This window comes from Haloferax gibbonsii, assembly GCF_001190965.1.
Classification (GTDB): domain Archaea; phylum Halobacteriota; class Halobacteria; order Halobacteriales; family Haloferacaceae; genus Haloferax; species Haloferax gibbonsii.
In genome coordinates this window covers 2,708,451-2,734,545 of sequence record NZ_CP011947.1, presented here as the reverse complement: position 1 = coordinate 2,734,545, position 26,095 = coordinate 2,708,451, and the positions used below count along the sequence as shown (strand labels likewise).

General features: G+C 66.8%; 27 protein-coding genes and 2 tRNA genes. 22 read left to right on the top strand and 7 right to left on the bottom strand.

What is annotated here, in order from left to right; genetic code table 11:
• Positions 1–25 precede the first annotated feature (25 nt).
• Both ABY42_RS13935 and ABY42_RS13930 read right to left on the bottom strand, forming a co-directional pair.
• Positions 26–343 (bottom strand): hypothetical protein, encoded by a 318-nt coding sequence (locus tag ABY42_RS13935; protein ID WP_004974493.1) that lies wholly within the window; start codon positions 341–343, stop codon positions 26–28.
• Positions 340–1,380 (bottom strand): Mrp/NBP35 family ATP-binding protein, encoded by a 1,041-nt coding sequence (locus ABY42_RS13930; RefSeq protein ID WP_050459786.1) that lies wholly within the window; start codon positions 1,378–1,380, stop codon positions 340–342. The genes ABY42_RS13935 and ABY42_RS13930 overlap by 4 nt, the downstream gene beginning before the upstream one ends.
• A gap of 258 nt (positions 1,381–1,638) precedes the next feature.
• On the opposite strand from ABY42_RS13930, the gene moaA reads away from it, so the two are divergent.
• From moaA to ABY42_RS13900, 6 genes are all read left to right on the top strand, one after another.
• The gene (moaA, locus tag ABY42_RS13925) at positions 1,639–2,601 is read left to right on the top strand and encodes a GTP 3',8-cyclase MoaA (protein ID WP_050459785.1); all 963 of its coding nucleotides are present in this window, start codon (positions 1,639–1,641) and stop codon (positions 2,599–2,601) included.
• A 54-nt stretch (positions 2,602–2,655) separates the two neighbouring features.
• Positions 2,656–3,540 (top strand): universal stress protein, encoded by an 885-nt coding sequence (locus tag ABY42_RS13920; RefSeq protein WP_050459784.1) that lies wholly within the window; start codon positions 2,656–2,658, stop codon positions 3,538–3,540.
• Between the two features lie 175 nt (positions 3,541–3,715).
• Positions 3,716–5,341 carry a COG1361 S-layer family protein gene (locus ABY42_RS13915; RefSeq protein WP_050459783.1) on the top strand — a complete coding sequence of 542 codons (1,626 nt, stop codon included), beginning with the start codon at positions 3,716–3,718 and terminating at the stop codon, positions 5,339–5,341.
• A 21-nt stretch (positions 5,342–5,362) separates the two neighbouring features.
• A complete protein-coding gene (locus ABY42_RS13910; protein ID WP_050459782.1) occupies positions 5,363–7,840 on the top strand; it encodes an efflux RND transporter permease subunit in 2,478 nt (825 codons plus the stop codon).
• A 238-nt stretch (positions 7,841–8,078) separates the two neighbouring features.
• Entirely contained in the window at positions 8,079–8,546 is a 468-nt protein-coding gene (locus ABY42_RS13905; protein WP_050459781.1) for a zinc ribbon domain-containing protein, read from the top strand.
• A gap of 20 nt (positions 8,547–8,566) precedes the next feature.
• Positions 8,567–9,283, top strand: coding sequence for a TetR/AcrR family transcriptional regulator (locus tag ABY42_RS13900; RefSeq protein ID WP_050459780.1), 717 nt, complete (start codon positions 8,567–8,569; stop codon positions 9,281–9,283).
• A gap of 30 nt (positions 9,284–9,313) precedes the next feature.
• On the opposite strand, the gene ABY42_RS13895 is transcribed toward ABY42_RS13900, so the two are convergent.
• A complete protein-coding gene (locus ABY42_RS13895; protein ID WP_050459779.1) occupies positions 9,314–9,664 on the bottom strand; it encodes a thioredoxin family protein in 351 nt (116 codons plus the stop codon).
• Positions 9,665–9,870: 206 nt separating this feature from the next.
• Here ABY42_RS13895 and ABY42_RS13890 point away from each other — a divergent pair.
• The 14 genes from ABY42_RS13890 to ABY42_RS13825 all read left to right on the top strand — a co-directional run bounded on the left by ABY42_RS13890 (position 9,871) and on the right by ABY42_RS13825 (position 17,293).
• Positions 9,871–9,955 (top strand) — tRNA-Ser (locus tag ABY42_RS13890).
• Between the two features lie 23 nt (positions 9,956–9,978).
• Entirely contained in the window at positions 9,979–10,482 is a 504-nt protein-coding gene (locus ABY42_RS13885) for a 30S ribosomal protein S13 (protein ID WP_004969358.1), read from the top strand.
• A complete protein-coding gene (locus ABY42_RS13880) occupies positions 10,479–11,006 on the top strand; it encodes a 30S ribosomal protein S4 (RefSeq protein ID WP_004974516.1) in 528 nt (175 codons plus the stop codon). The genes ABY42_RS13885 and ABY42_RS13880 overlap by 4 nt, the downstream gene beginning before the upstream one ends.
• Positions 11,003–11,395 carry a 30S ribosomal protein S11 gene (locus ABY42_RS13875; RefSeq protein ID WP_004043027.1) on the top strand — a complete coding sequence of 131 codons (393 nt, stop codon included), beginning with the start codon at positions 11,003–11,005 and terminating at the stop codon, positions 11,393–11,395. Before ABY42_RS13880 ends, ABY42_RS13875 begins: the two co-directional genes overlap by 4 nt.
• A gap of 6 nt (positions 11,396–11,401) precedes the next feature.
• Positions 11,402–12,181, top strand: a complete 780-nt coding sequence (locus tag ABY42_RS13870; protein ID WP_004974519.1) for a DNA-directed RNA polymerase subunit D — start codon at positions 11,402–11,404, stop codon at positions 12,179–12,181.
• A gap of 144 nt (positions 12,182–12,325) precedes the next feature.
• A tRNA-Leu gene (locus ABY42_RS13865) sits at positions 12,326–12,410 on the top strand.
• 26 nt (positions 12,411–12,436) lie between these two features.
• Positions 12,437–12,787, top strand: coding sequence for a 50S ribosomal protein L18e (locus ABY42_RS13860; RefSeq protein ID WP_004043025.1), 351 nt, complete (start codon positions 12,437–12,439; stop codon positions 12,785–12,787).
• Positions 12,784–13,221, top strand: a complete 438-nt coding sequence (locus tag ABY42_RS13855; protein WP_004974520.1) for a 50S ribosomal protein L13 — start codon at positions 12,784–12,786, stop codon at positions 13,219–13,221. Before ABY42_RS13860 ends, ABY42_RS13855 begins: the two co-directional genes overlap by 4 nt.
• Positions 13,215–13,613, top strand: a complete 399-nt coding sequence (locus ABY42_RS13850) for a 30S ribosomal protein S9 (protein WP_004043023.1) — start codon at positions 13,215–13,217, stop codon at positions 13,611–13,613. The genes ABY42_RS13855 and ABY42_RS13850 overlap by 7 nt, the downstream gene beginning before the upstream one ends.
• 12 nt (positions 13,614–13,625) lie before the next feature.
• The gene (locus ABY42_RS13845; protein ID WP_004061330.1) at positions 13,626–13,820 is read left to right on the top strand and encodes a DNA-directed RNA polymerase subunit N; all 195 of its coding nucleotides are present in this window, start codon (positions 13,626–13,628) and stop codon (positions 13,818–13,820) included.
• The gene (locus tag ABY42_RS13840; protein WP_004043021.1) at positions 13,817–13,993 is read left to right on the top strand and encodes a DNA-directed RNA polymerase subunit K; all 177 of its coding nucleotides are present in this window, start codon (positions 13,817–13,819) and stop codon (positions 13,991–13,993) included. Before ABY42_RS13845 ends, ABY42_RS13840 begins: the two co-directional genes overlap by 4 nt.
• 4 nt (positions 13,994–13,997) lie before the next feature.
• Entirely contained in the window at positions 13,998–15,197 is a 1,200-nt protein-coding gene (eno, locus tag ABY42_RS13835; RefSeq protein ID WP_004974537.1) for a phosphopyruvate hydratase, read from the top strand.
• Entirely contained in the window at positions 15,194–15,976 is a 783-nt protein-coding gene (rpsB, locus tag ABY42_RS13830; RefSeq protein WP_004974538.1) for a 30S ribosomal protein S2, read from the top strand. Before eno ends, rpsB begins: the two co-directional genes overlap by 4 nt.
• Positions 15,977–16,132: 156 nt before the next feature.
• Positions 16,133–17,293: an MBL fold metallo-hydrolase gene (locus tag ABY42_RS13825; protein ID WP_049905051.1), complete on the top strand. Its 1,161-nt coding sequence runs from the start codon at positions 16,133–16,135 to the stop codon at positions 17,291–17,293.
• A 57-nt stretch (positions 17,294–17,350) separates the two neighbouring features.
• Here the strand turns inward: ABY42_RS13825 and ABY42_RS13820 are convergent, their stop codons facing one another.
• Positions 17,351–18,169: a VOC family protein gene (locus ABY42_RS13820; RefSeq protein ID WP_050459778.1), complete on the bottom strand. Its 819-nt coding sequence runs from the start codon at positions 18,167–18,169 to the stop codon at positions 17,351–17,353.
• Positions 18,170–18,279: 110 nt separating this feature from the next.
• On the opposite strand from ABY42_RS13820, the gene ABY42_RS13815 reads away from it, so the two are divergent.
• Entirely contained in the window at positions 18,280–19,242 is a 963-nt protein-coding gene (locus ABY42_RS13815; protein WP_004974543.1) for a zinc-dependent metalloprotease, read from the top strand.
• 264 nt (positions 19,243–19,506) lie between these two features.
• Here ABY42_RS13815 and ABY42_RS13810 read toward each other — a convergent pair whose 3' ends face one another.
• Positions 19,507–19,734, bottom strand: coding sequence for a hypothetical protein (locus tag ABY42_RS13810; RefSeq protein ID WP_004974550.1), 228 nt, complete (start codon positions 19,732–19,734; stop codon positions 19,507–19,509).
• A gap of 100 nt (positions 19,735–19,834) precedes the next feature.
• Positions 19,835–20,410: a hypothetical protein gene (locus ABY42_RS13805; protein WP_050459777.1), complete on the bottom strand. Its 576-nt coding sequence runs from the start codon at positions 20,408–20,410 to the stop codon at positions 19,835–19,837.
• Between the two features lie 121 nt (positions 20,411–20,531).
• On the opposite strand from ABY42_RS13805, the gene ABY42_RS13800 reads away from it, so the two are divergent.
• Positions 20,532–23,186 (top strand): AAA domain-containing protein, encoded by a 2,655-nt coding sequence (locus ABY42_RS13800; protein WP_050459776.1) that lies wholly within the window; start codon positions 20,532–20,534, stop codon positions 23,184–23,186.
• A gap of 63 nt (positions 23,187–23,249) precedes the next feature.
• Here the strand turns inward: ABY42_RS13800 and ABY42_RS13795 are convergent, their stop codons facing one another.
• Positions 23,250–26,006 (bottom strand): ATP-dependent helicase, encoded by a 2,757-nt coding sequence (locus ABY42_RS13795; RefSeq protein WP_050459775.1) that lies wholly within the window; start codon positions 26,004–26,006, stop codon positions 23,250–23,252.
• Positions 26,007–26,095: the final 89 nt, after the last annotated feature.

Sequence of the window (26,095 nt, the reverse complement as noted above, 5' to 3'; positions counted from 1 at the left end):
TGGTTCGGCAGTCGGGGGAGTCAATTCAGCGGTCGATACCGCCCTGCGCCTTGATGTCCATGATGTGGCGGACGTTCAGGTAAATCTCCTCGGGCGAGGTGTCGCCGTCGGGGTCGTAGAGGTCGCTGACGCGGTAGAGGATGGCCGACACCTGGCGGCTCTCGGAGGACTCGCCGTAGACGTCGTCGGCGATGTCGCGGAGGAACGCGACGCGTTCGGGGTCCGCGGGGAAGTCGGCGTCCGAGTCCGGAGCCATCTCCCAGTCGACCTCGTCGGGGTCCGCCTCTGGGCTCGCATCCGCATCGGCGTCCCCGCCCGCGTCGGGCCGTCCGTCGTCGCTCATCGCTCGCTGACGGTCCGCCGCTGGACGACGCCGACCATGTCGGCGATGTTCTCGGTCATCACGCGGAACGCGTCGGCCGTCTCGTCGCCGTCTTCGAGGACGATGGGCCTGCCGCCGTCGCCGCCCTCGCGGACGGCCGGGTCGAGCGGGAGCGCCCCGAGGAACGGCAGGTCGTTCGACGCGGCGAACTCGCGGCCGCCGCCCGCGCCGAAGATGTCGTGGCGGTTCCCGCAGTCGGGACACCGGAACGTGCTCATGTTCTCGACGATGCCGAGGACGTTCGTGTCGTGCTTGCCGAACATCCGAAGTCCCTTGTTGGCGTCGTCGAGAGCGACGTTCTGCGGGGTCGTGACGATGACCGCGCCCGTGAGCGGGAGCGTCTGAAGGATGGACAGTTGGGTGTCGCCCGTGCCCGGCGGGAGGTCGAGGACGAGGTAGTCGAGGCTGCCCCACTCCACGTCCTCGACGAGCTGGGTGAGAAGCTGGTGGACCATCGGGCCGCGCCAGATGACCGGGTCGTCGTCGCCGACGAGGAAGGCCATCGACATGAGCTTCATCCCGTACTTCTCCGGCGGGACGATGGTCTGGTCTTGGGTCGCCTGCGGCGCTTCCTCGGCGGCGACCATCCGCGGGACGTTCGGCCCGTAGATGTCGGCGTCGAACAGGCCGACGCGTGCGCCGAGCTTCGAGAGGCCCGCCGCGAGGTTCACGGCGACCGTCGACTTCCCGACGCCGCCCTTGCCGGAGGCGACGGCGATGATGTTCTTCACGCCGGGGAGGACCTCCTCGTCGGGGTCGCGGTCGCTCGGAATCTTGGCGGTGAGGTCGGCCTCCAGTCCGTCCTCGGCGAGGACCTCGCGGATTCGACGGCCGATGTCCGTCTCCGCCGGGGAGTACGGGGCACCGAGCGCGAGCGAGATGCGGGCGGTGTCGCCGTCGACCTCGACGGCGTTCACCAGTCCGAGCGAGACGATGTCGTCTCCGAGTTCGGGGTCCTCGACCGCACGCAAGCGGTCGCGTACGTCGGCTTCGTCCATGTCCGTCACTCCGGCGGTGCGGCCGATAAGAGTTTTGTAAGGGCCCGTCGCGCAGTGACGGACGCGACTGACGACCCGTCCCACCGCGGGTCGCGCCGGATTCTGACCGACTGCGGAGCGTCGTCGACCCGTGCGGCTTCGGGGCTCGCTGTCTTGACCGCCACCGGGTTCGGGATGCGGCGGTCGTAACCCAATCCAGTTACGCCGACCCAGTCATCGACAGCGAATTTATCAACGTACGCTCCCAGGATTCGGTATATGGTGCTGGTGGACGACTTTGGCCGCGAGGTAACCGGCGTTCGAATCTCTCTGACCGACCGGTGTAACTTCGACTGCGTCTACTGTCATAACGAGGGCTTGGGCGACACGCGCGGGCCGATGGACCCCGCGGACGAGGAGATGAGCACTGACGACGTGGTCCGTTTTCTCGAAGTCGTCGAGGAGTACGGCGTCGAGAAGGTGAAGTTCACCGGAGGCGAGCCGATGCTCCGCTCGGACCTCGAAGAGATTATCCGCCGGACGCCGGACTCGATGGAGACGTCGCTCACCACCAACGGGACGTTCCTCGGCGACCGCGCCGAGGACCTCGTCGCGGCCGGACTCGACCGCGTGAACGTCTCGCAGGACGCCCTCGACCCCGAGGCGTTCGCGCAAATCACCAAGTCCGGCGCGTACGACAAGGTGATGGAGGGCGTCAAGGCCGCAGTCGACGCCGGACTCACGCCCGTGAAGCTCAACATGGTCGTGTTCACGAAGACCGCGGGCCACGTCGAGGAGATGGTCGAGTACGTCGCCGAGAACGAGGGGCTACAGCTCCAGCTCATCCAGTACATGCCCGAACTGACGGGCCGCCCGGAGTGGAACATCGACATCGAGCGGGTCCACCGCTGGCTGGCCGACCTCGCCGACGAGGTGGAGGTCCGCGACATGCACCACCGCCGCCGCTACTACGTCGGCGAGGGAATGGTCGAAATCGTCGACCCCGTGGAGAATCCCGAGTTCTGCGCCAACTGCCACCGCGTGCGCGTAACACACCAAGGATACCTCAAGGGCTGTCTCAACCGCAACGACGACCTCCGTCCGATGGGCGAGATGACCCGGGAGGAAATCCGCGAGACGTTCGAGGCGGTCGTCGCCAACCGCGTGCCGTACTACGGCGAGTACCTCGTCCGCGACGGCGACGACGGCTGGACCATCAACGAAGAGTACATCGGGGCCTGAGCGGCGACCGTCCCGACGCGCGAGCTTTTCTCTTCTGACGACTTTTCGGAGCCCATGACTGTCATCGTCGAGCGCGTGGTCCTCGCGACGGACGGAAGCGAACCCGCGAGAACGGCCGCGACCCACGCGCTGTTTCTCGCCCGCGTCCTCGACGCGCCGCTCCACGTCGTCTCCGCGACCGGCACGTCGCCGGCCGCCGCCGAGACCGCCGAACCGTCCGTAAGCGCCGCCTTCGAAGCGGAGGAGGCCGTCAGCGCGGTCGTCCGTCGTGCGCTCCTCGCGGACGTCCGAGCGACCTCGGAAGTCGCCGACGGTCCGGCCGCGACCGTAGTGGAGCGCGCCGTCGGCGAGGGAGACCTGCTCGTCCTCGGGCGGCGCGGACAGACCGGTTCCGGTCGGTTTCTCGTCGGGTCGGTCGCGGAGCGGCTTCTCGGCGCGCCGCCGGTCCCGACGCTCGCGGTTCCGGCGGCGGCTACCGACCCGGACTACCGGACGGTTGCGCTTCTCGCGGACGGCGAGTCGTCGTCGGGATCGGCTGCGCCGCTCGCCCGCCGCATCGCCGCGGCGACCCGCGCGACGCTCCAACCGCTCGCCATCGTAGACGGCCGCGATGCCGCAATCGCGTCGCCGGAGACTCTCCGAGCCCTCGAAGCCGAGGCGCGAACCCGACTGAACGACGTCGTCGCCGCGGCCGCGAGAGACGCCGTCGAATCCGGCGGAACCGTCCGAACCGGCGAGCCCGCGGCCGAACTGCTGGCGCACGTCGAACGGGTGGGGGCCGACGTGGTCGTCGTCGGCGTCGGGGGGTCCGGCGGCGAAAACCGACGACCCTGGCCCACGGAACACCGCGCCGGCGGGGTCGTCGCCAGTCGGGTCGTCCGCCACGCGGAAGTTCCGGTCCTCGTCGCCCCGAGCGTGAGCGACAGTGTAAAACGCTGAACTAGTTTTTAGAAGTTCCATTCAATTTATACGTCCCCACTACTCAGGGTAGCGTGTTGATTGTACGTTCAGTCAGCCGGCGTTCGGCGTGGGCGTACGACCGCGTTCGTCTCTCCCCCATCCCCACCGGCGGACGCGATTCAACATCCGAACCCCACCACCCCCTCTACACTCCATGAAACTCTCACGTGCACTTGTGGTCTTGCTGGTCGTCTTGGTCGCCGTACCGAGCCCAGCGATGGCCGGTATCGTCGGCGAACCGAACCTTCAGGCGTACGCGCCGAGCAACAAACTCGTTCCCGGGCAGGAGACCTCCCTGAACGTCGTCGTGACTAACTACGGCGGCGACAGCGAGTACCGGAAGTTCTCCTCGTCGGAGAGTTCGGGAACGCTGAGCGACCAACAGCGCTCGGCGCTCGAAGCCCAGGTCAAATCGACGCGGAACGTCAGGCTCACACTCGAATCCGGTGAGGCGCCGGTCGAGGTGAACACCGCGACGCTCCCGGTCGGCGACATCCCGCACGCGACCCAGCGGGACGCCTCGTTCTCCGTCTCGGTCAAGGAGAACGCCACGCCGGGGACCTACGAGATGACGCTCGTCGCGAAGTACGAACACGACTCGTCCGTCCGCGACGACGGTGACGTGAAGAACGAAGAGGAGAAGACCGAGAAGATTCCCGTGACCGTCGTCGTCGAGCAGGCCCCGCGCTTCGAGGTCGTCTCCGTGAACACGACCGCGCAGGTCGGCGGCAGCGGGACGACCACCGTCACGATGCGCAACGTCGGGTCGCTCCCCGCGTTCGACTCGTCCGTCACCGCGACCTCGCAGAACCCCTCGATAACGTTCGGTCAGTCTGCCTCCGCGACCCGGTACGCCGGCTCGTGGGGCGTCAACGAGACGCGCCGGCTCGAATACGAGACGAGCGTCGCGTCCTCCGCCGCCGTCCAGCAGTACGCCCTCTCGCTCGGCGTGAGCTACGAGGACGAAGACGGCGTCGCCAAGCAGTCGAAGAACATCGCCACCGGCGTGAGGCCGGTGGCCGAACAGGAGTTCTCCATCGACGCCGAGCAGTCGACGCTCCGCGTCGGCCGCGAAACCACCGTCAGCGGAACGCTCACGAACGACGGCCCGCAGACGGCCCGCGACGCCGTGCTCACTATCTCCTCGAAGTCGCCGAACACGAACATCAAGGAGACCGAGTACGCGCTCGGCACCCTCGACGTCGGCGAGTCCTCGGACTTCTCGTTCTCGGTCGAAGTGACCGACTCCGCGGACGCCGGCCAGCGGCAACTGAGCTACACGGTCGAGTACCGCAACTCCGAGGGCGACACCCAGCAGTCGAAGGCCCTCTTGATGAACGCCGAGGTGAAACCCAAGCAGAACCTCTTCGGCGTGACCACGAAGAACGGGAGCATCGAGGCGGGCGGCTCGCAGACCGTCACGCTCGTCGTGACCAACAACGGCGACGAGACCTACCGCAACATCGACGCGAAGGCCTTCGCCGACAGCCCGCTGACGCTTAACGACGACACCGCGTTCATCCAGGAGCTCGAACCCGGCGAGTCGACCGAGATTCCCCTCGAACTGAGCGTCGGTTCCTCGGCCAACCCGAAGGCCTACTCCTTCGACATCGACTTCCAGTACGAAAACGAGGACGGCGAACGCAAGCTCTCTGACCAGTATCCGGTCGCCATCGACGTCACCGAATCGAGCGGCGGCGGCGGCCTCTCGACGCCCCTCGTCGGCGGTCTCATCGTCGTCGGACTCGGCGTCGTCGGCTTCCTCTGGTACCGCCGCTAACCGCCCCACTTTCCCCCCACAATGATAGACTACGAAGTGTACGTCGACCGCCTCGGCGGGTTCATCGTCGAGAACCCCGGGAGAGTCGTGGCGCTGTTCTTCGTGCTGACGCTCGTCTTCGGGGCCGGTCTCGGAAACATCTCGACCGACTCCGGTACCTCGCAGTTCACCGAGGACTCGCCCGCACAGGAAGCGCTCGACGACGTCAACCGGGAGTTCTCACCCGCGTTCGAGACGAGTTCGGGGAGCACCCAACTCATCCAACGGGACGATAACGTCCTCTCGAAACCGGCGATGCTCGACATGTTGCGGCTCCAAGAGCGCATCTTGAGCCGCCCCGACCTCCGGGCGACCTCCGCGTCGAGCGTCGCGTCCACGGTCGCCCAGACGCTCGACCCGTCGGCGACGACCATCGACGAACAGATAGGCGCGCTCGAATCGGCCTCGCCGAGCGAGGTCCGCGCCGCGGCCAAGCAGGCGACCGCGAGCCCGCAGGTCTCGTCGCTCCTGAGCGACGACTTCAACCGCCAGTCCGTCGAGGCCTCCTCGACCATCGGCGTCGTGAGTCACGAGGTCCCCGGCCTCTCGTCGAGCGCCGGTACCTCCGGAACCAGCCCGATGACGGGCATCCAAGAGGAGATTCAGACGATGACTTCCGTCTCGAACAGCGACATCCGCGTGTTCGGGAGCGGCATCATCTCCGGCGAGTTAGGCAACGTCATCGCCGACTCGCTCCTGCTCGTGGTTCCGGCGGCGGTGCTCCTCATCTTCGGGTTCCTCGTCGTCGCCTACCGCGACCCCATCGACCTGCTCCTCGGCGTCGTCTCCCTCGTCATCGCCGTCGTCTGGACGTTCGGCTTCATGGGCCTCGCGGGCATCGCGTTCAGCCAGATGCTCATCGCGGTGCCGCCGCTGTTGCTCGCGGTCGGTATCGACTTCGGGCTCCACGCGGTGAACCGCTACCGCGAGGAGCGCGTCAAGGACATCTCGCCGGTCCCCTCGATGCGGACCACCATCAAACAGCTCTCGGTCGCGTTCTTCATCGTCACCGGCACGACCGTCCTCGGGTTCCTCGCGAACGCCACGAGCGACCTCGCGCCCATCCGCGACTTCGGTCTCGTCGCGGCGGTCGGCATCATCTTCACGTTCCTCGTCTTCGGGGTGTTCCTCCCCGCGGCGAAGCTCTACGCGGACGAACTCCGCGAAAAGTACAACGTGCCCGAGTTCGCCTCCGACCCTCTCGGAAGCGAGGGTGGCATGCTCGCGCGGGTCCTGTCGGGCGGCGTCGTCGTCGGGCGGAAGGCCCCGCGGGCGTTTCTCGTGGTCATCCTGCTCACGACGGTCGTCGCGGGCGCGTACGGGACCGGCGTCGACACGACGTTCTCCCAGGAGGACTTCCTCCCGCCGGAGGACCAACCCGCCTACCTCCAACAGCTTCCCGAGCCGTTCAAGCCCGGCGTCTACACCGTCACGAAGGACCTGAACTACCTCGAAGACAACTTCGAGAGCACGCAGGGTGACAGCGTGACGATATACGTCGAGGGACAGTTACGACAGGACTCGTCCCTCGAGATGATTCACCGCAACGGCGAGGACCCGCCGGAGTCGTTCGTCACGGACGACCGCCGCGCGGAGGCGACGAGCATCGTCACGGTCATCCAGAGCTACGCTGAGCAGGACCCCGAATTCGCCGCGCTCGTCGCCCGGAACGACGCCGACGGTAACGGCGTCCCCGACGACAACCTCGAGACGATATACGACGAACTCCTCAGTTCGCCGGTATCGAACCAGGCGTCGTCGTACATCACGGAGGACTACCGGCAGACGCGCATCGTCTACACCGTCGAGGGCGACGCCACGCAGGACGAAATCGTCGCCGACGGGAAACTCGTCGCCGAGCGCCTCCGCATGGACGCCACGGCGACCGGGAGCACCGTCGTGTTCAAAGGCGTCTCCGACACGATCTTGCTGTCGGCCATCGAGAGCCTCACCGTCGCGCTCGCCGCGACCGCGCTGTTCTTGGTGGTCATCTACCAGCTCCTCGAAGGGCAGTGGACCCTCGGCGTGGTGAACCTCGTGCCCATCGTCGTCTCCATCGCGCTCCTCGCCGGGACGATGCGCTATCTCGGTATCCCGCTGAACGCGCTGACGGCGACGATTCTCTCCATCGCCATCGGGCTGGGTATCGACTACTCGGCCCACGTGGTCCACCGGTTCGCCGACGAGTACAACGCCGAAGGTCACGACCTCGACGAGGCGCTTCGGCTGACCGTCGGCGGGACCGGGGGCGCGCTCACCGGGAGCATGCTCACCACGACCACGGGACTCGGCGTCCTCGCCATCGCCATCACGCCCGTCCTCGGTCAGTTCGGGGTCGTGACCGCGCTGAGTATCTTCTACTCGTACCTCACCGCGCTCCTCGTCACGCCCTCGGCCATCGTCCTGTGGGAGCAGTGGACCCAGCAGGACACCGCCACCGCGGCACCAACGTCCCCCTGACGCATCGCCTTCCAACCCCCACGCTGACGCATCGCCTTCCCAAATTCAGTTTGCCCCTGCCCCGGCCCCCACGCCCGCATCGCTCGCAGACCAGCCCACACGGACGAACCGCACGCCAAACAGCCCGCGAGGAACCGCGCGTCGAACAGCCCGCGACGAATCGCACGCGACCCGCCCACGACTCCCACGACACACCACGAACGGAACCCTCATGAGCGAGAATCAATCGAGTCCACGTATGTCCGCACTCACGAAGCTCCGTCCCTGGCTCGCCGCGATACTCGGACTGATATTCACCGGGTTCGGCCACATCTACCTGCGTCGCTGGCGGCGGGCCGCCATGTGGGTGCTCCTCGTTCTCGCGGTGGCCGCGCTGTTCGTTCCTTCGGGGACGCTCGAGGCGTTGGACGCCGCCGAGACGATGTCCCCCTCGGAGTTCACCTCGGTTCTCACGGAGCTGTTGCCCCTCCTCGCGGTGAGCTTTGCGAGCGTCCTCGACGCGTTCGTCATCGGCTTCCGGCAGGCCGCCGAGGCGCAGGCGCAGGCGGCGCGCTCCGCCGTCGACGACGCCGACGACTCGGCGGCGGCCGTTTCCGACCCCGACTCGGACGCCGTCACGTGCCCCGAATGCGGCCGCGAGGTCGACGCCGACCTCGACTTCTGTCACTGGTGTACCACTCGCCTCGACGAACCAACTGACGACTGAGAATCCCAACGAGACACATCATGGACGACGACCGAATCGACACCGGCCGAAGCGAGACCGAGCAGGCGATTATGGACGCCACGCTCCGGGCGCTCGCGAAACACGGCTACGCTGACCTCTCGATAAAGAACATCGGCACGGAGTTCGAAAAGAGCACCTCGCTTCTGTACTACCACTACGAGAACAAAGACGAGCTGCTCCTCGCGTTCCTCGACTACATCATCGACCTGTTCGTCGAGACCATCGACCCGGAGGCCGACGACCCCGACGCCGAGCTTCGGGAGTTCGTCGAGTACGTCCTCCCCCCGGAGGGCGACCTTTCGACCTGCGAGTCGGTCCCTCCCGGCGTTCCGGAGCCGGTCGCGGACAGCGGCAGCGTCGACCCGTTCCAGCGGGCCATCTTCGAACTCCGCACGCAGACCGTCCACGACGAGCAGTACCGAGAGAAGTTCCGGCGCATGGAGACGCACATGGTCGAGACGGTCGCGACGCTCATCGCTCGGGAGATGGAGTCGGGCCACTACCGCGAGATGAACGCCGAGATGATGGCCGAGAACCTGATGGCCTTCCTCTTTCGGAGCCTGGACGTGCGCGTCACCGGGACGCGGCTCGAATCAGCGTACGCGATGCGCGACTCGGTGTACTTCCTCCTCGACAACGTGATGCCGAAAGGGAGCCACCCGGGCGAGGCCGCCGCACGCGACGCCGACGGTAACGACACGGATTACGACGCGTAACCGGCGTCGCCACCGTGCCGAACCGACTCCTCACCGCTCGTCGTTCTCGACGAAGTCGACGACCGCCTGCGCGCCCTGAAACCCGTCGGCGAGGCGGTCGACGAGTTCGCCGTCCTCGAACAGGAGGAGCGTCGGGACGCTCCGAATCGTGTACCGTTCCGCGACCGACATGTCCGTCTGCGGATTTATCATCGCGACGACCACGTCGGTCGCCTTCGCGACGTTGCCCAGCACCGGCTCGATGCTCTGACACAGCGTGCAGCCCTTGGTGTAGATGTCGAGGAGGACGCGGTCGTGTTCGGCCACGAGGGCGTCGAGCTCTTCGACGGTCTCGATTCGGACCGGCTTCGTCGCCTCAGGAGCGGACTCTGTCGAACTCATTGACCAGAATACGTAACCGTAGTTATTATGATTTTGGTGAGATTGTGTAACACCCCACAGTTCGCCGGCGAGCGACGGTGACTCGGGGTCTCACGCGAGGTCCCTTTCGTGATGTTTAAGTAATGCCCCCGTCTCGTAACGGATGCAATCGATGTAGGGGAATGTCGTCCCCGAGTCCGGAAGGGCGAAACTAACACGAACGAAGTGTTGCGGTAGCCAAGCCTGGCCCAAGGCGCTGGGTTGCTAACTCAGTGGCGTCAAGCCCCCGGGGTTCGAATCCCCGCCGCAACGCTCACAACACGACTTCCAAAGTCATGAGTGCAGAAGAACCACAGGACGGCTCTCCGGAGGAGGAAGAGGACCTCCGTTACTTCATCCGAATTGGTCAGACCGACCTTGACGGAACGAAGACGGTAGAGCGCAGTCTGACGGACATGAAGGGTATCGGCAAGCGCACAGCGCGCATCATCGCCGACGCCGCGGAAGTGAACCGAACGGCGCTGTTCGGTAAGCTTCCCGAAGACGAGATCGACTCCGTTGTCGATGTCGTCGAGAACTTCGAGGACCACGCCCCCGAGTGGATGGCAAACCGACGGAAGGACTTCTTCTCCGGTGAGACCGACCACATCACGGGTTCGGACCTCGAAGAAAAGCGGCGGCATGATATCAACCGCATGAAGATGATCAGCTCCTACAAGGGCGTTCGACACCAGCGCGGCCAGAAGGTTCGCGGCCAGCGGACGAAGTCCACTGGACGTACCGAAGGCACCATCGGTGTCAACGTCGAGGAGATCAAGGAGGCGCAGGCTGAAGAATGACGACGGGTAACAACACCAAGTTCTACGAGACCCCGAACCACCCGTTCCAGGGCGAGCGTATCGCGCAGGAATCGGACCTCCTCTCTCGGTACGGTCTCAAGAACAAGGAAGAACTCTGGCGCGCGCAGTCCGAACTGCGCAACCTCCGCCGCGAGGCGCGACGCCTCCTCGGCGAGGCCCAGGGTGACGTCGAAGAGGCCGAGTCGCTCGGTGCCGAGTTCATGGCGCGCATGCGCCGCTACGGCATCCTCTCTGCGGAGGACGACATCTCCCAGACGCTGCGTCTCGACGTGACCGACATCCTCGAACGTCGGTTCCAGACGGTCGCCTACCGCAAGGGGCTCGCACAGACGCCCCAGCAGGCCCGTCAGTTCATCGTCCACGGTCACGTGGCCGTCGGCGGTGCTCGGACGACCGTCCCCTCCCGCAAGGTCGAGGTCGACGAAGAGGACACCGTGGCGTTCGACGAGACGTCGAAGCTCGCGGACGAACTGCACCCTGAGCGCGCGGAGGCCCAAGAATGAGCGAATCCGAAACCGGTGACAAGTGGGGCATCGCCCACGTTCACGCATCGTTCAACAACACGCTCATCACGGTGACTGACATCACGGGCGCCGAGACGATCGTCAAGTCGTCCGGCGGTTCCGTCGTCAAGCAGAACCGTGACGAGGCATCTCCGTACGCGGCCATGCAGATGGCAGAGAGCGTCGCCGACCAGATTAAGGCGGCCGGTATCGCCGGTCTGCACGTCCGCGTCCGCGGTCCCGGTGGCAACGGTAACAAGAGCCCCGGACCCGGCGCACAGGCAACGATTCGCGCCCTCGCTCGCGCCGGTCTCGAGATCGGTCGCATCGAGGACGTGACGCCGATTCCGCACGACGGAACTCGCGCGCCGAAAAACAGCCGACTCTAACACACCATGGTAAACGACTTCCAGGTCGAGTTCATCGAACGCGAAGACCGACGCGCCCGTTTCGTCGCGCGCGGTCTGACCCCGGCGCTAGCCAACGGCATTCGCCGGGCGATGGTCGCCGACGTGCCGACGTTCTCCATCGAAACCGTTCGGTTCGTGGAGAACACCTCGGTCATGTTCGACGAGATGATCGGGCTTCGTCTCGGTCTGGTTCCGTTGACCACGCCTCTCGACGACTTCGAGCCCGGTGACACCGTCACCGTCGCGCTCGAAGTCGACGGGCCGGCAACCGCCTACTCCGGGGACATCGAATCCGCGGACGACATGGTCGTCCCGGCGGACGAGAACATCCCCATCATCGAGCTGAAGGAGGGCCAGCGCCTCGAGTTCGAGGCCGACGCCGTCCTCGGCTACGGAAAGGACCACGCCAAGAACCAAGGCGGGGTCGCCGTCGGCTACCGACACCTCCAGCGCGTGGAGGTCGTCGGCGACGCCGGCGAGTTCGATGAACAGGAACCGAACATCCTCCGCGGCGTCATCGAAGAGGCCGCGGCGGAGCACGCCGAGGGGGACGCCGAAGACGGCGACCTCGTCGCGACGGAGACGTTCGGGAACGACCTGACGGAGCGGTACCCCGGTAAAGAGGTCGAAGTACACGACGTGCCCGGAGCGTTCGTCTTCAGTGTGGAGACGGACGGTTCGTTCGACGTCGACGAGCTCGTGACCCGCGCAGTCGCCTCCTTGGGTGACCGCGCGGCCGAGCTCGAAGAGAAGGTCGCACTGTAAGAATGAACACTGCCCCGTCTCAACACCGACGTTCGCCCGCCCCGCGAGGGGTCACGACCACCGATAGCGTGGCGTGTGACTCCCTCACGGCGGCGGGTCGGACCGAAGGTGTTTTTACGGGGCATGAAGTACAGCGGAATGCTTGCAGGGATAGCCAAGTCTGGCCAACGGCGCAGCGTTCAGGGCGCTGTCTCATAGGAGTCCGCAGGTTCAAATCCTGCTCCCTGCACTCCGCTTTCTCTCTGGAGGTAGACAATGAGTAAGACGAACCCGAGACTCAACAGTCTCATCGCCGAGCTGAAGGCGGTCTCGCGTGAGTCCGGTGCCAACGTCTGGCAGGATGTCGCGGACCGTCTCGAAAAGCCACGGCGCACCCACGCGGAAGTCAACCTTGGTCGTATCGAACGATACGCTCAGGAAGACGAGACCGTCGTCGTGCCCGGCAAGGTGCTGGGTAGCGGTGTGCTGCAGAAGAACGTCACAGTCGCGGCCGTGGACTTCTCGTCCACCGCTCGAAAGAAGATCGAGCAGGTCGGCGACACCGTGACGCTAGAACAACTCGCTGAACAGAACCCCGACGGGTCCAACGTACGGGTGATCCGATGAGCCTCGCAGAATTCGACGCAGACGTCGTTGTCGACGCTCGAAACTGCATCGTCGGCCGCGTCGCCTCGGAGGTCGCACAGCGCGCCCTCGCAGGGGAGACGGTCGCCGTCGTCAACGCTGAAGACGCCGTCATCACGGGCTCGGAACAGGACGTGATGGCCAAGTACAGAAAGCGCGTCGAAGTCGGTTCGGACCAGGGTCCGTACTACCCGAAGCGTCCCGACCGCATCTTCAAGCGTGCCATCCGCGGCATGCTTCCGTACAAGAAGCCCCGCGGCCGCGAGGCGCTCTCGAACGTCCGCGTCTACGTCGGCAATCCGTACGACGAAGACGGCGAGATGCTCGAAGACACCTCGCTGGACCGACTTTCGAACATCAAGTTCATCTCGCTCGGAGAGGTCTCCGAGAAGCTGGGTGCTAACGTCACATGGTAACGAACACGTCCGGTAAGAAGAAGACCGCAATCGCTCGCGCCACCGTGCGCGAGGGCGAAGGTCGAGTCCGAATCAACTCCCAGCCGGTCGAGCTGGTCGAGCCGGAGATGGCCCGCCTCAAGATGCTGGAACCGTTCCGCATCGCAGGCGAGGACCTCCGCTCGCAGGTCGACATCGACGTGCGCGTCAACGGCGGCGGCGTGGCCGGTCAGGCCGACGCAGTCCGCACCGCGCTCGCTCGTGGCCTGGTGCAGTACCTGAACGACGCGGAGCTTCGCGACGCGTACATGGAGTTCGACCGCTCGCTTCTGGTCAACGACGTCCGCCAGTCCGAACCCAAGAAGTGGGGCGGACCGGGCGCGCGCGCTCGTTACCAGAAGTCCTACCGCTGAGGTGATCTAACCATGATGATTCCCGTCCGGTGTTTCACCTGCGGCACAGTGATCGGCGAACACTGGGACGAGTTCAAAGCCCGTGCTCGCGAGGGAGACGAGGACCCCGCTGACGTCCTCGACGACCTCGGGGTCACCCGTGCTTGCTGCCGGCGGATGATGGTGTCGCACAAGGACCTCGTGGACGTCGTATCTCCCTACCAATGATGCAACGGTACAACCGATACGAGAAGGCACGCATCCTCGGCGCGCGAGCGCTGCAGGTCTCCTACGGTGCACCCGTACTCGTCGATTCGGAACAGACCGAACCGATATTAATCGCCGCTGAGGAGTACGACGCAGGTGTACTTCCGTTCACCGTCAAACGAGAGGGTAAGTGACAACATGACTCGAATCACATCCGTAGCTCTGCGCCGCGTGCTCGACTCCCGTGGAAACCCGACGGTCGAAGCCGACGTGCTCACCGAATCCGGTGGGTTCGGTCGCGCTGCGGCCCCGAGCGGGGCGTCCACCGGCGAGTACGAGGCAATCGAACTGCCGCCGACTGAAGCCATCGCCGCCGCGCGGCGACACGCCGTTCCCCGACTCGTGGACGAGGTCCACGCGGGCAACCAGCGTGAGGTCGACGCGACGCTCCGCGCCGCAGACGGCTCCGAGAACTTCTCGGAAATCGGCGCGAACAGTGCGGTCGCCATCTCGATGGCGGCCGCGAAGGCCGGTGCCGACGTGCTCGGTGCACCCCTGTACCAGCACCTCGGCGGCGCGTTCCGCGGCGACAACTTCCCGACGCCGCTCGGGAACGTCATCGGTGGCGGTGAACACGCCAAGGAAGCGACGAACATCCAGGAGTTCCTCGCCGCGCCCGTCGGCGCGCCGAGCGTCTCCGAAGCCGTCTTCGCCAACGCGAAGGTCCACGCCCGCGCGTCCGAGATTCTCGACGAGCGCGGCGTGCCCGCCGCGAAGGGCGACGAGGGTGCGTGGGCACCGCCGGTTTCGGACGCCGACGCGTTCGAAATCATGTCCGAAGCGGTCTCCGACGTCGAGGACGAACTCGGCTTCGAGATTCGCTTCGGCCTCGACATCGCGGCCTCGGAGATGTTCGAAGACGGCGTCTACCACTACGGTGACGAGACGAAGACGACCGACGAGCAGATCGACTACGTCGCCGAAATGGTCGACGAGTACGACCTCGTCTACGTCGAAGACCCCCTCGACGAGAACGACTACGAGGGCTTCGCGGAACTCACAGAGCGCGTGGGCGACCGCACGCTCATCTGCGGTGACGACCTGTTCGTCACCAACGTCGACCGTCTGCAGGACGGCATCGACGTGGGCGCCGCGAACTCCATCCTCATCAAGCCGAACCAGATCGGGACGCTGACCGACGCGTTCGACGCCGTCGAACTGGCCTCCCGAAACGGGATGGACGCCGTCATCTCTCACCGCTCCGGTGAGACGGAAGACGCGACCATCGCACACCTCGCCGTCGCAACCGACGCGCCGTTCATCAAGACTGGCACGGTGCAGGGCGAGCGAACCGCCAAACTGAACGAACTCATCCGCATCGCGGACGACGCAGTATGAGCGACAACGAAAACGACGCGGTGGAGGTCGCCGACGAGGAACCCGAGACGGAGACCGAAGCGGTCGCCGAGACGGAACCCGCCGAGGCCGCCACCGAAGACGAGACAGCAGAGACCGCCGAGGCGGCCGACGAAGCCGCCGAGGCCGAAGAAGCAGAGCCGGAACCGGCCTTCGACGAGGACGTTATGCCCGACGAAGACGCCGACCTGCTCATCCCGGTCGAGGACTACCTGGCCGCCGGTGTCCACATCGGTACCCAGCAGAAGACCAAGGACATGGTCCGGTTCATCCACCGTGTCCGCGACGACGGGCTCTACGTGCTCGACGTCAGCCAGACGGACTCGCGAATCCGCACCGCCGCGGACTTCCTCGCGAACTACAGTCCGGAGCAGATTCTGGTCACGTCCTCCCGTCAGTACGGTCGCTTCCCGGCCGAGAAGTTCGCCGACGCCGTCGGCGCTCGCGCCCGCACGGGCCGCTTCATCCCGGGAACCCTGACGAACCCCGACTACGCCGGCTACATCGAACCCGACGTGGTCGTCGTCACCGACCCGATCGGTGACGCGCAGGCCGTCAAGGAGGCCATCACGGTCGGCATCCCGGTCATCGCGATGTGCGACTCCAACAACCAGACGTCGAACGTCGACCTCGTCGTCCCGACGAACAACAAGGGTCGACGCGCGCTGTCGGTCGTCTACTGGCTCCTCGCCAACGAGACGCTCGACCGCCGCGGCTCCGACACGGTCTACGCCCTCGAAGACTTCGAGGCCGAACTGTAGTTCGGGACGACATTTCGATTCGACTTTTCTGACACCCGCCCGGTGAGCGGCGGCACGTTCTCTCGGTTCGATAGCGGTGCAGCGACGCCGACCCGAGAGCCGCGCGCGTCGCTCCCGCCGCAAACGGTTTTGTGCGTCGTTCCCATAGCTAACCACATGAGTAAACTCCTCCACCAGCTCACCGTGGGCGAACTCGCTGACCGGGTAGACGCGGGAGAATCGTTCACCGTGGTCGACACGCGACCGCCCGAGAGCTTCGAGTCGTGGCACATCGAGGGCTCGGTTAACGTTCCCTTCCACCCCGTCGACGGACTCGGCGGCGACTGGGATTGGGAGCGCGTCGACGACCTCGCCGAGGAAGGGCCGGTCGTCGCCATCTGCGGGAAGGGGCTGTCCTCTACGTCGTTCGGGTTCGAACTCGCGTCGCGGGGCTACGACGACGTGGAGGTCGTCAAGGGCGGCATGGAAGACTGGAGCAAGCTGTACGAGGTGGTCGAACTCGACACCGGCGACGACGACCTGTTCGTCGCGCAGGTCCAGCGGCGCGCGAAGGGCTGTCTCGGCTACGTCGTCGGCTCGCGGTCGGCCCGCGAGGCGGTCGTCGTGGACGCGACGCGGCAGGTCCACGAGTTCGAACTCGTCGCCGCCGACGCCGGCATGACGGTCTCGGGTGTGCTCGACACGCACGTCCACGCCGACCACGTCTCGGGCGGCCGGGCCCTCGCCGACCGACTCGGCGTGCCGTACTACCTCGGTTCGGAGGCGGCGGACCGCGACGTTGCATACGAGTTCACCGCGCTCGACGACGGCGAGACGCTGAGCGTCGGCGACTACGGTATCGAGGCGATTCACGCGCCGGGCCACACCTCGGACATGACGAACTACCTCGTCGACGGTCGGTTCCTCCTCACCGGCGACACGCTGTTCGTCGAGTCGGTCGGCCGGACGGAACTCCAGTTCGGCGACGCCGACGCGGCGACGGGCGCGGAACTCCTCTACGAGACGCTCCACGACACGCTGTTGTCGCTTCCCGACGAGACGCGCGTCCTCCCAGGGCACGTCTCGGTCGGGGCGGACGGGCGCTACGGCGTCGCCGCGCCGGGCGAACTCGTGAGCGCGACGCTCGGCGACCTGCGCGGGGAACTCGACTTGCTGTCGATGGACGAGCAGGCGTTCGTCGACCGGGTGGCCGGAGATACGCCGGAAAAGCCCGCGAACTACGAGCGCGTCATCGCCATCAACACCGGGCGGGCCTCGGTCGGCGACGAGGAGGAGGCGACCGAACTCGAACTCGGACCGAACAACTGCGCCGCCTGAGCCGACCGTCGGACCTCGGCTCGCGATTCAGGGCGATTCGCGGCGATTCGGGCCGATTCAGGGGAGTTCCACCACGCCCAGTCGCCCCTCGAACAGGTCGTGGTCGAACCACGCCATGTGGCGGTCGCTGTAGCGAATCTCGGGGCCGAGCGACAGCGAGTTCCGCGCCCGGTCGAGGTCGGTGACGCCGACGAGAAACGCGCACGGTCCCTCGCCGACCGCGTCGATGCGCGCTTCGAGCGCGCCGCCGCCGGGTTCGCACAGGGCGAGCGGCGTGCCGGGGAGGACGGCGAACTCGGAGAACGGCCCGTTGATGTCGACCGGCGAAGGGTAGCGGTGCCGCCGGGCGAACAGCGCCGCGGTCGCCTCGCGGTCGCGGGTGGCGACGACGACGGTGTGGAGTCCGCGGACGGCGGCGTTTCGCGCGGCTTTCGGGACGCGGTAGCTCCGCGGGGTGCGGTCCCGGATGAAGAAGGGGAGCCGCTGGTCCGCGCCCTCGAAGCTCATGTCCCACTCGACGAGGCGGCCGTCCGGCCGAGCGCGGGAGGCCTCGTGCGGACCGTCGACGGGAAGGCCGGCGTCGATGGCGGCCTTGGCGGTGGCGGCGGCGTCGTCGGTCTCCAGACACCACGATGCGGGGCCGGCGTCGGCCGCGAGGTGGTCCGGCCAGAAGCCGGCGTCCGCCGCGTCGGTTCCGAGCGTCGGCGCGATGAGTTCGAGGTACGACCCGTCGGGGAACGGGACGACGGCCATGTGAGTCGTTCCGGTCCCGTGTTCGCCGCCGTAGGTCGGGGTGAGACCGACCTCGTTCGCGGCCGCCCGGAGTTCGTACAGCTCGGTACCACCGAACGCGACGTGGTCGATGGTTCGGTCCATACGCCCCCCACGTTCGACTCGGTATAGTGTTTAGGGGCGTCGTGTCTGCGAATTAGAGGGTTCGTTTCGCCCGACCGAAGCGTTTTGCGTCCGGCCCGCCACGATACAGTATGAACCTCTTTCGGAGCGTCAGAGCGGTCGCGGACGCTTCGGCGACCGGCTCCGGCACCATCGACTGGGACGCCGTCGCCGAGGCCGCGAAAGCCGCGACCGACCCCGGCTCGCTCGACCTCTCGGAGGCGGAGCGAGCGGGGTACGCCGCGGACGTTCGCGACGCGCGCGACCGCCTTTCGACCGTCGCCGAGGTGGAGTTCGACGTGCCCGAAGTCGTCGAAGTCCAGAACCGACACCACTGGATAGACGCGAACGTGGCGACGTTCCGCCGGGTGATGGTCCCGTTCGAGGAACACGGCCCCGCGCTCCTTCCCGGTGTCACCCGCGCCGTCAACACCGGCTCGTTCGCCTTCGTCCTCTCGTTCCTCGGGAACAACGTCCTCGGGCAGTACGACCCGCTGCTCCTCGCCGAGGGCGACGACGACCACGGCCTGTACTTCGTCCACCCGAACATCCGCCGGGTCGCCGACAGCCTCGACGTGGACTACCCGCGGTTCCGCCGCTGGATCGCCTTCCACGAGGTGTCCCACGCCGCGGAGTTCGGCGCGGCCCCGTGGCTCTCGACGCACCTCGAATCGCGGATGCAACGCGGCGTCGACGCGCTCGTCGAAGGCGACATCGACCGCGACGCGTTCCGCGAACTCGACACGGCGATGACCGCCGTCGAGGGCTACGCGGAACTGCTGATGGACCGGGCGTTCGACGACGACTACGAGGACCTCCGCCGGAAGCTCGACGAGCGACGACAGGGCGGCGGTCCCGTCGCGAAGCTCGCGCGGCGGCTCCTCGGACTCGGCCTCAAGCGCCGGCAGTACGAACGCGGCGCTCGCTTTTTCGAGCACGTCGCCGACGAACGCGGCGTCGCGGCCGCTTCGCGAGTGTGGGACCATCCGGAGAACTTACCGACCGACGCGGAATTGGACGCGCCCGAGCGATGGATCGCACGGGTATCGCCCTGAGGAGACTGCAACTCCATCACATGCGTACCCGACACCCGAACCGTGTCCGGGTCGCGCACGCACCTTGGGTAGGACGCCGCGTTGCACCGAAGGCCCAATTCCGGTGTCCCACAGCGTCTTCCGGTGAATAACCAGGTCATTGCCCCTGCCCTGGTTACCGGCGAGAAACTGTCCTCAGAGGACAGATATATACCCTGCGATTCAGTGCCACACGTTTAATCTGAAATATGTGTTTGTGTTCGAATTTCACAACAGACGATACGTCTAGCGTCGGTTCACCGCGGTGAACTCCTTGGCCCAGCGGCCCAGATACCACGTGAGGACCCCGCCGACGGCCACCCCGGCGAGGAGCGCGATTGCGCTCTGAACGAGCGTCGCTCCGGCTTGGACGGCGACGAGCCCGGCCGACACGCCGACCAACAGGACGAATCCGATTTTGATTCGGTTGTTGGCGAGCCGCGTCTCCTCGTCGCTCATGCTGGAACCGACCATCGTTCCTCCGAAATCGCGCCGTGGGGCGGTTTTCGCGACCGCCCGCGGAATCTATCGTCCATAGCAGTCCATTGGGTTGGGAGGGTTTGAAACCGGTGTCTCACTGGAACCCGCGGTCGACGCCGTCGGACTCGATGAGGTCGTCGAGGTCCGTGGACAGCAGTTCGTCGGCGTCGGCGAACTCGTCCGCGAGGTCGTCGAGGCGGTCGGGCCGGGCGTCGAACTCGTAGTCCATCGGGCCGAACGCCGGGCTTTCGAGCGCCTCCATCACGTCGGTGAAGAAGTCGTCGGCGGTGGTCGGCGCGTCGGCGTGGACTTTCACGGTCTCTTCGAGTCGCCGCGCCATCGATTCGGCCTGCGACTCGTCTTCGGGCGGTTGCTGGACGGCGAACCGGCCGGCGTCGTTCTCGCCGTCGTCGCCGCGCCGGCGCGGGAACAGCGGGTCGAGGTCGTCGTCGATGCGACGGGCGACGCGAGCGCCGACGCCGCGGACCTCGTAGGGGTTCTTCGCGTACGTCTTCAGTTGGTAGACACCGGCGTTCGGGTGGGCGAGAAAGAGGTCCTCACCGAGGCTCCGTCGCCGGGTGCCCGCGACGGCCCGCCACGCGTCGGGGTCGCGGCCGCGGCCGTCTTCGACGACCTCCGAGAGGATGTCCTGCCAATCTCTGACGCGCATGGTTGGGCGTACCACGCGGGAGAGAAAGAGCGTGACGGTCGGGGAGAGTCGCGCACGCGAACCGCGCGGGACTCACACCCCACCGACGGCTATTTGGCCGCGCCTCACCGACGGTTCGGACGTGAACCTTCGCGGTCCGCTCGTCGAGGTCGGCGAGCCGCGTGACGTCGAAACGAAGTACGGCGAGCGCTCGCTGGCGGAGGTGACGCTCCGCCCCGAGCGCGGGACCGGAGACCCCGTGACCGTCACCCTCTGGGGGAAGTGGACCCACGCCGCCGAACACGCCGAACCCGGGATGGACCTGCTCGTCACCGACGCCGAGGAGTCCGAGTACCGCGGCGAGACGACCTATTCGACCGGCTCGGAGTCGTTCGTCGTCGTCGAACCCGACTTCCTCGTCGACGTGACCGACATCCGCTCGTGGGTGCAGTGCTCGCGGATGTACTACCTGAACAAGCTCTCGGGTATCCCGCTGAACTACCCGGTGGTGAAAGGGACCATCGTCCACGACGTGTTCGGTGACCTCCTCCGCGGCCGCGACCTCGACTCGTCCATCGACGAGCGCATCGACGAGCGCGGCCTCGAACTCGGCCTGCTCGGCCGCGAGGTCGACGAGGTCGCGGACGAGGTCCGCCGCAACGCCGCCGCCATCGAGGGCTGGCTCTCGCAGGGCGTCCTCACGGACGAAGACGAGTGGCGCTCCGAGTACACGCTCATCTCGCCGACGTTCGGCATCAAGGGCCGCGCCGACGCCCTCCGCCGAGGGTCGCCCGTCGAACTCAAGACCGGCAAGAACCTCAACCGCGACCCGCGGTTCCAGGACAAGATTCAGGCCGCCTCCTACGCGCTCATCCTCGAAGAGCGGGGCGTCCCGGTCGACACGGGGACGCTCCTCTACACGAAGAACACGACGCTCGACCGGACCGAGGAGTCCGGCGACCTCTCGCCGGCGAAGGACTTCTCCATCGGCCGCGGCCTCCTCGAGTTCGTCGTCCGCACCCGCAACGAAATCGCGGCGATGGAACACGACGCGTCGGTGCCGACCGGCTACGAGGTGAACTCGAAGTGCGAGTACTGCTTCGAGAAGGACACCTGCATGGTCGTCTCCGGCAGACTCGACCAGGAGTCGAAAGCCGGCGCAATCGGGAATCCGGTCCCCGAGGAGGAACGCGACTACTTCGACCGCTTCTACCGTGCCGTCGAGGAGGAGCGACGAGCGGTCCACAAGGAGTACCGCAAACTCTGGGACCAGAGCGCCGAGGAGCGCGCCGACGACGACCGGGCGCTCATCGGCCTCGAACCCATCGGCCAGACCGAGCGCCCCGACGGCACGTGGGAACTCCGGGCGAAGCAGACCGACGACGCGGTGTCGAAACTCCGCGCCGGCGACGTGGCGCTCGCCAGCGACGGCCACCCCGTCGAGGGGCACGCCGAACTCGCGCGCATCGTCGAACTCGGCGACGAAATCGTCGTCACGACCGACGAACCCGTCCCGCTCCGCCGCCTCGACGTGTACCCCTCCGAACTCACCGTCGACCGCCTGCTCACCGCGCTCCACGACGCGGTGCTCAAGGGCTCGCCCGACCGCAAGGACGTGCTGTTCGACCGCCGTGACCCCGACTTTTCGGACCGCTCTGCGGGCCGCACGTTCATCGACAACAACGACGCGCAGGACGACGCGGTCCGCCTCGCCGTCGACGCCGACGACCTCGCGCTCATCCACGGGCCGCCGGGGACGGGCAAGACCTACACCATCGCCCGGACCATCCGCGCGCTCGTCGAGGACGGCAACCGCGTCTTGCTCTCGGCCTTCACGAACCGCGCGGTCGACAACGCGCTGGAGGCCCTGCGCGACCAAGGATTCGAAGATATCGTCCGCGTCGGCACCGAATCCGGCGTCCGCGAGGACATGCAGGACGTTCGGCTCTCCCGGAGCGGCGACCCGAACGCGCTCGCCGCCGCTCTCCACGACGCGCCCGTCGTCGCCGCGACCACCGCCTCCTGCGGGTCGCGCGTGATGCGCGAGCAGTCGTTCGACGTGGCGCTCGTCGACGAGGCGTCGCAGATAACTGAACCGGGCACACTCGCCGCCGTCAACCTCGCAGACCGGTTCGTCCTCGTCGGCGACCACAAACAGCTTCCGCCGGTCGTCCGCGCCGAAAACGACCTCCAGAAATCGCTGTTCCAGCGACTCATCGAGACGTACCCGGACGCCTCGGTCATGCTCGACCGCCAGTACCGCATGTCCCAGCGGATTCAGGCCTTCGCCTCCAAGGAGTTCTACGACGGCGCGCTCCGCCCGGCCACGGGCGCGGTCGCGTCTCAGCACCTCCGCGACCTCGGCGTCGACACCGCGGACCTCCCCGCGGAACTCGCGGACCAAGTCGCCTTCGTCGACCCCGACGGCCGGCGCGTCGGCAACACGAATCCCATCGAAGCCGACCGCGTGGCGGAGGTCGTCGCCGCCTACGAGGCCGCCGGCGTCGACGCCGACGACATCGGCGTCATCGCGCCGTTCCGGGCGCAGGTCGCAGAAATCTCCCGCAGAACCGACGCGACCGTCGACACGGTCGACCGGTTCCAGGGCTCCTCGAAGGAGGTCATCGTCGTCTCCTTCGTCGCCACCGGCGACTTGGACGGCCCGCTGTTCGAGGACCACCGCCGCATCAACGTCGCCCTGACGCGGGCGAAGAAGGCGCTGTGTCTCGTCGGCGACGCCGACGCGCTCGAATCCGACCCGTTCTACGACCGGATGCTCGCGTGGGCGCGTCGGTAGGTCGTCTCGGCGGCGCACCGACCGTCGGCCCGCCGCCCCGCCGACTCGCCGACCCGTCGCCCGTCAGTCCACGTCGATGCCGAGGTCCGCCTCGTCGTCGCCGATTTCGGCCTTGACGCGCTCGTGGAACTCCCGGAGCGCCGCGCTCTCGTCTTCGGCGAGGACCACGTCGCTCGCGGTCAGCGTGGCGAGGCCGAACGCCCGCGGCGTCGGCGACGAGACCTGGTGGCCGACCACGTCCACGTCGCCCGTTTGAATCGCCGCAACCGCGTCCTCGATGGCGGCGAGGTTGAGTTTGTCTTCGAGGATCTCACGGTAGGTCTCTTCTATCACGGCGAACTCGTCGAGGTCCTGGGCGAACGACAGCAGCATCTCCGAGGAGACCTGCTGTTGGGCGGCGGACTTCTCGTAGCCCTTGTAGCGCTTGAGAATCATGAGCGAGCGCGTCGCGTTGATGCGGAAGTAGCGCTTCAGGAGGTCGGTCCCGTCGAGGGCGGCCCGCAGGTCGTCCTCGACTTCCTCGGGTGTCAGGTCGCGGAGGACGCCCGCGAGGTCGACTTTGCGGTTGAGCGGCATCGAGAGCGAAAAGCCGTTGTCGGCGACGGCGACCTGCACGTTCGCGTTCGTCCGGCGGGCCGCGTGGTACGCGAGGAGCCGCGAGAGGCCGTCGTTGAACCGCCGGCCGTAGGTGCAGTGGACGTAGAAGTGCCGGCGGTAGGTGTCGCGGTCGAGTTCGGTCTCCACGACGAGTCTGTCCGGGGCCGCCACGCTCTCGGGGCCGGCGTACCTGACCTGCTCGTCGAACATCCGCGTGACGGCGCGGACGCTGTTCTCGTCGAGCGGGAACTCCCGGAGCCACGACCTGACGGCGGGCGCGCCGCCGGCGTCGAGTCGGTCCACGAGGTCGGCCTGGAACGCCGCGAGTTCGCGGCCGAGGTCGTACGAAAGCGGCAGGCGCTCGGAGAACCACGAGGGGACCGTCGGGCGCTGTGCGGTGCGGTCGACGTACACCTTCGACCCGCGGCGGTAGCGGTACGCGAAGTGGTCGCCGCCGAGGACGAACACGTCGCCTTTCTCCAGCGTGTCGAGGTAACCCTCGTCGAGCGTGCCGACCCACTGGTCGGCCCCGCGGACCAACACGTCGCAGGTAAACGAGTCCGGAATCGTGCCGATGTTGGTCATGTAGATGACGCGGGCCATCCGACCGCGCTTGCCGATGAGGTGCTCGCCGACGGGGTACTCCTCGTAGTGGTGCTCGCCGTCCGGCGGGTCGTTGGTGTCGCGCCAGATTTTCGCGTAGACGTTCTTGTCTTCGAGGCCGTCGTAGTCGGCGGTGAGATAGCGGAACAGGCGCTCGAAGTCGTCGTCCGAGAAGTTCCGATACGGGTAGGCCCGCCGGAGCGTCTCCCGCAGTTCCGACTCGGGGCGAATCGCGTTGATGGCCATCCCGTACACCTGCTGGGCGGCCACGTCGAAGGCGTTCTCGGGGATGAACACTCGGTCGACGAAGCCAGACTCGGCCTTCGAGAGCATCACCGCGCACTCGACGAGTTCGTCCCTGTCGAGGGCGATGACGCGCCCTTCGACCGTCTGGCCGAGTTGGTGGCCGGCCCGACCGACCCGCTGGAGGAGCGCGGCGACCGACTTGGGTGAGCCGACCTGCACGACGAGGTCGATGTGGGGCATGTCGATGCCGAGTTCGAGGCTCGTAGAAGTTGTGACGACGCGTAACTCGCCGGCTTTCAGCTTCGACTCTATCTCCTGTCTGCGCTCTTTCGAGAGGCTCCCGTGGTGACAGCCGGAGTTCGACTCGTCGATGTCGTCGAACCCCTCGCGGAGGTTGTGGAGGACGCGCTCCGCGCCCGACCGCGTGTTGGTGAACACGAGCGTGTTCGTGTGCGAGGCGACGAGGTCGTGCAGGCGGTCGTAAAACCGGCTCTGGACCTCGCTTCGGGGCGTCCGAATCAGGTCGTCGGTCGGACACTCCAGCTGCACGTCGAAGTCGCGGACGAACCGCGTGTCGACGAGTTCGTAGTCGCGGGGCTCGCCGTCCTCGCGGCCGACGAGGAACTCCGCGACCGTGTCGAGCGGTTCGACGGTGGCCGAACAGCCGATGCGCGTCGGCGACGACTCGGCGAGGTCCTCCAGCCGCTCTAACGACACCGACAGATGGGTGCCGCGTTTGTTCTCCGCGAGGCTGTGAATCTCGTCGACGACGACGTACTCGACGGTTCGGAGCTTCTCTTTGAACTTCGGCGAGTTGAGCAGAATCGCCAGCGTCTCGGGCGTCGTGTTGAGGATGTGCGGCGTCTCCGAGAGCATCTTCTGGCGGTCCGCCGAGGAGGTGTCGCCGTGGCGGATGGCGTGTCTGATGTCGACCGTCTCGCCGCGGTCGGCGGCGATGTCGGCGATGCCCTCTAACGGCTCGGTCAGGTTCCGGTGGATGTCGTTGGCGAGCGACTTCAGCGGCGAGACGTAGAGGCAGTACACCGAGTTGTCGAGGCCGTCGGGCGACTCGCGCTCCCGGCGGAACAGCTCGTTGATGATGGCCGTGAAGGAGGCGAGGGTCTTGCCCGACCCCGTCGGCGCGCAGATGAGGGCGTTGTCGCCGTCGTGGATGCGCGGGATGGCCCCGCGCTGGGGCGGGGTGAAAAAGCCGCCGTTGCCGGGGACGAACTCCCCGAACCGGTCGACCCACCACTCCTGGACGGCGGGCTCCAACAGGTCGAGGACGTCCTCGTCGGCGACCGTCACCGACTCGGGGTCGAACTCGTAGTCGCCGCCTCTCGACGCGAGAAGCGAGCGGCCGCGCCGGGTCATTACCTCGGGGTTAGCCTGCGCGGGTATGAGGGTTGTGCCCGCGGCCGAGCCAGCGGGCGCAAGGACTAACGCCGCCGCCGTGGTATCTC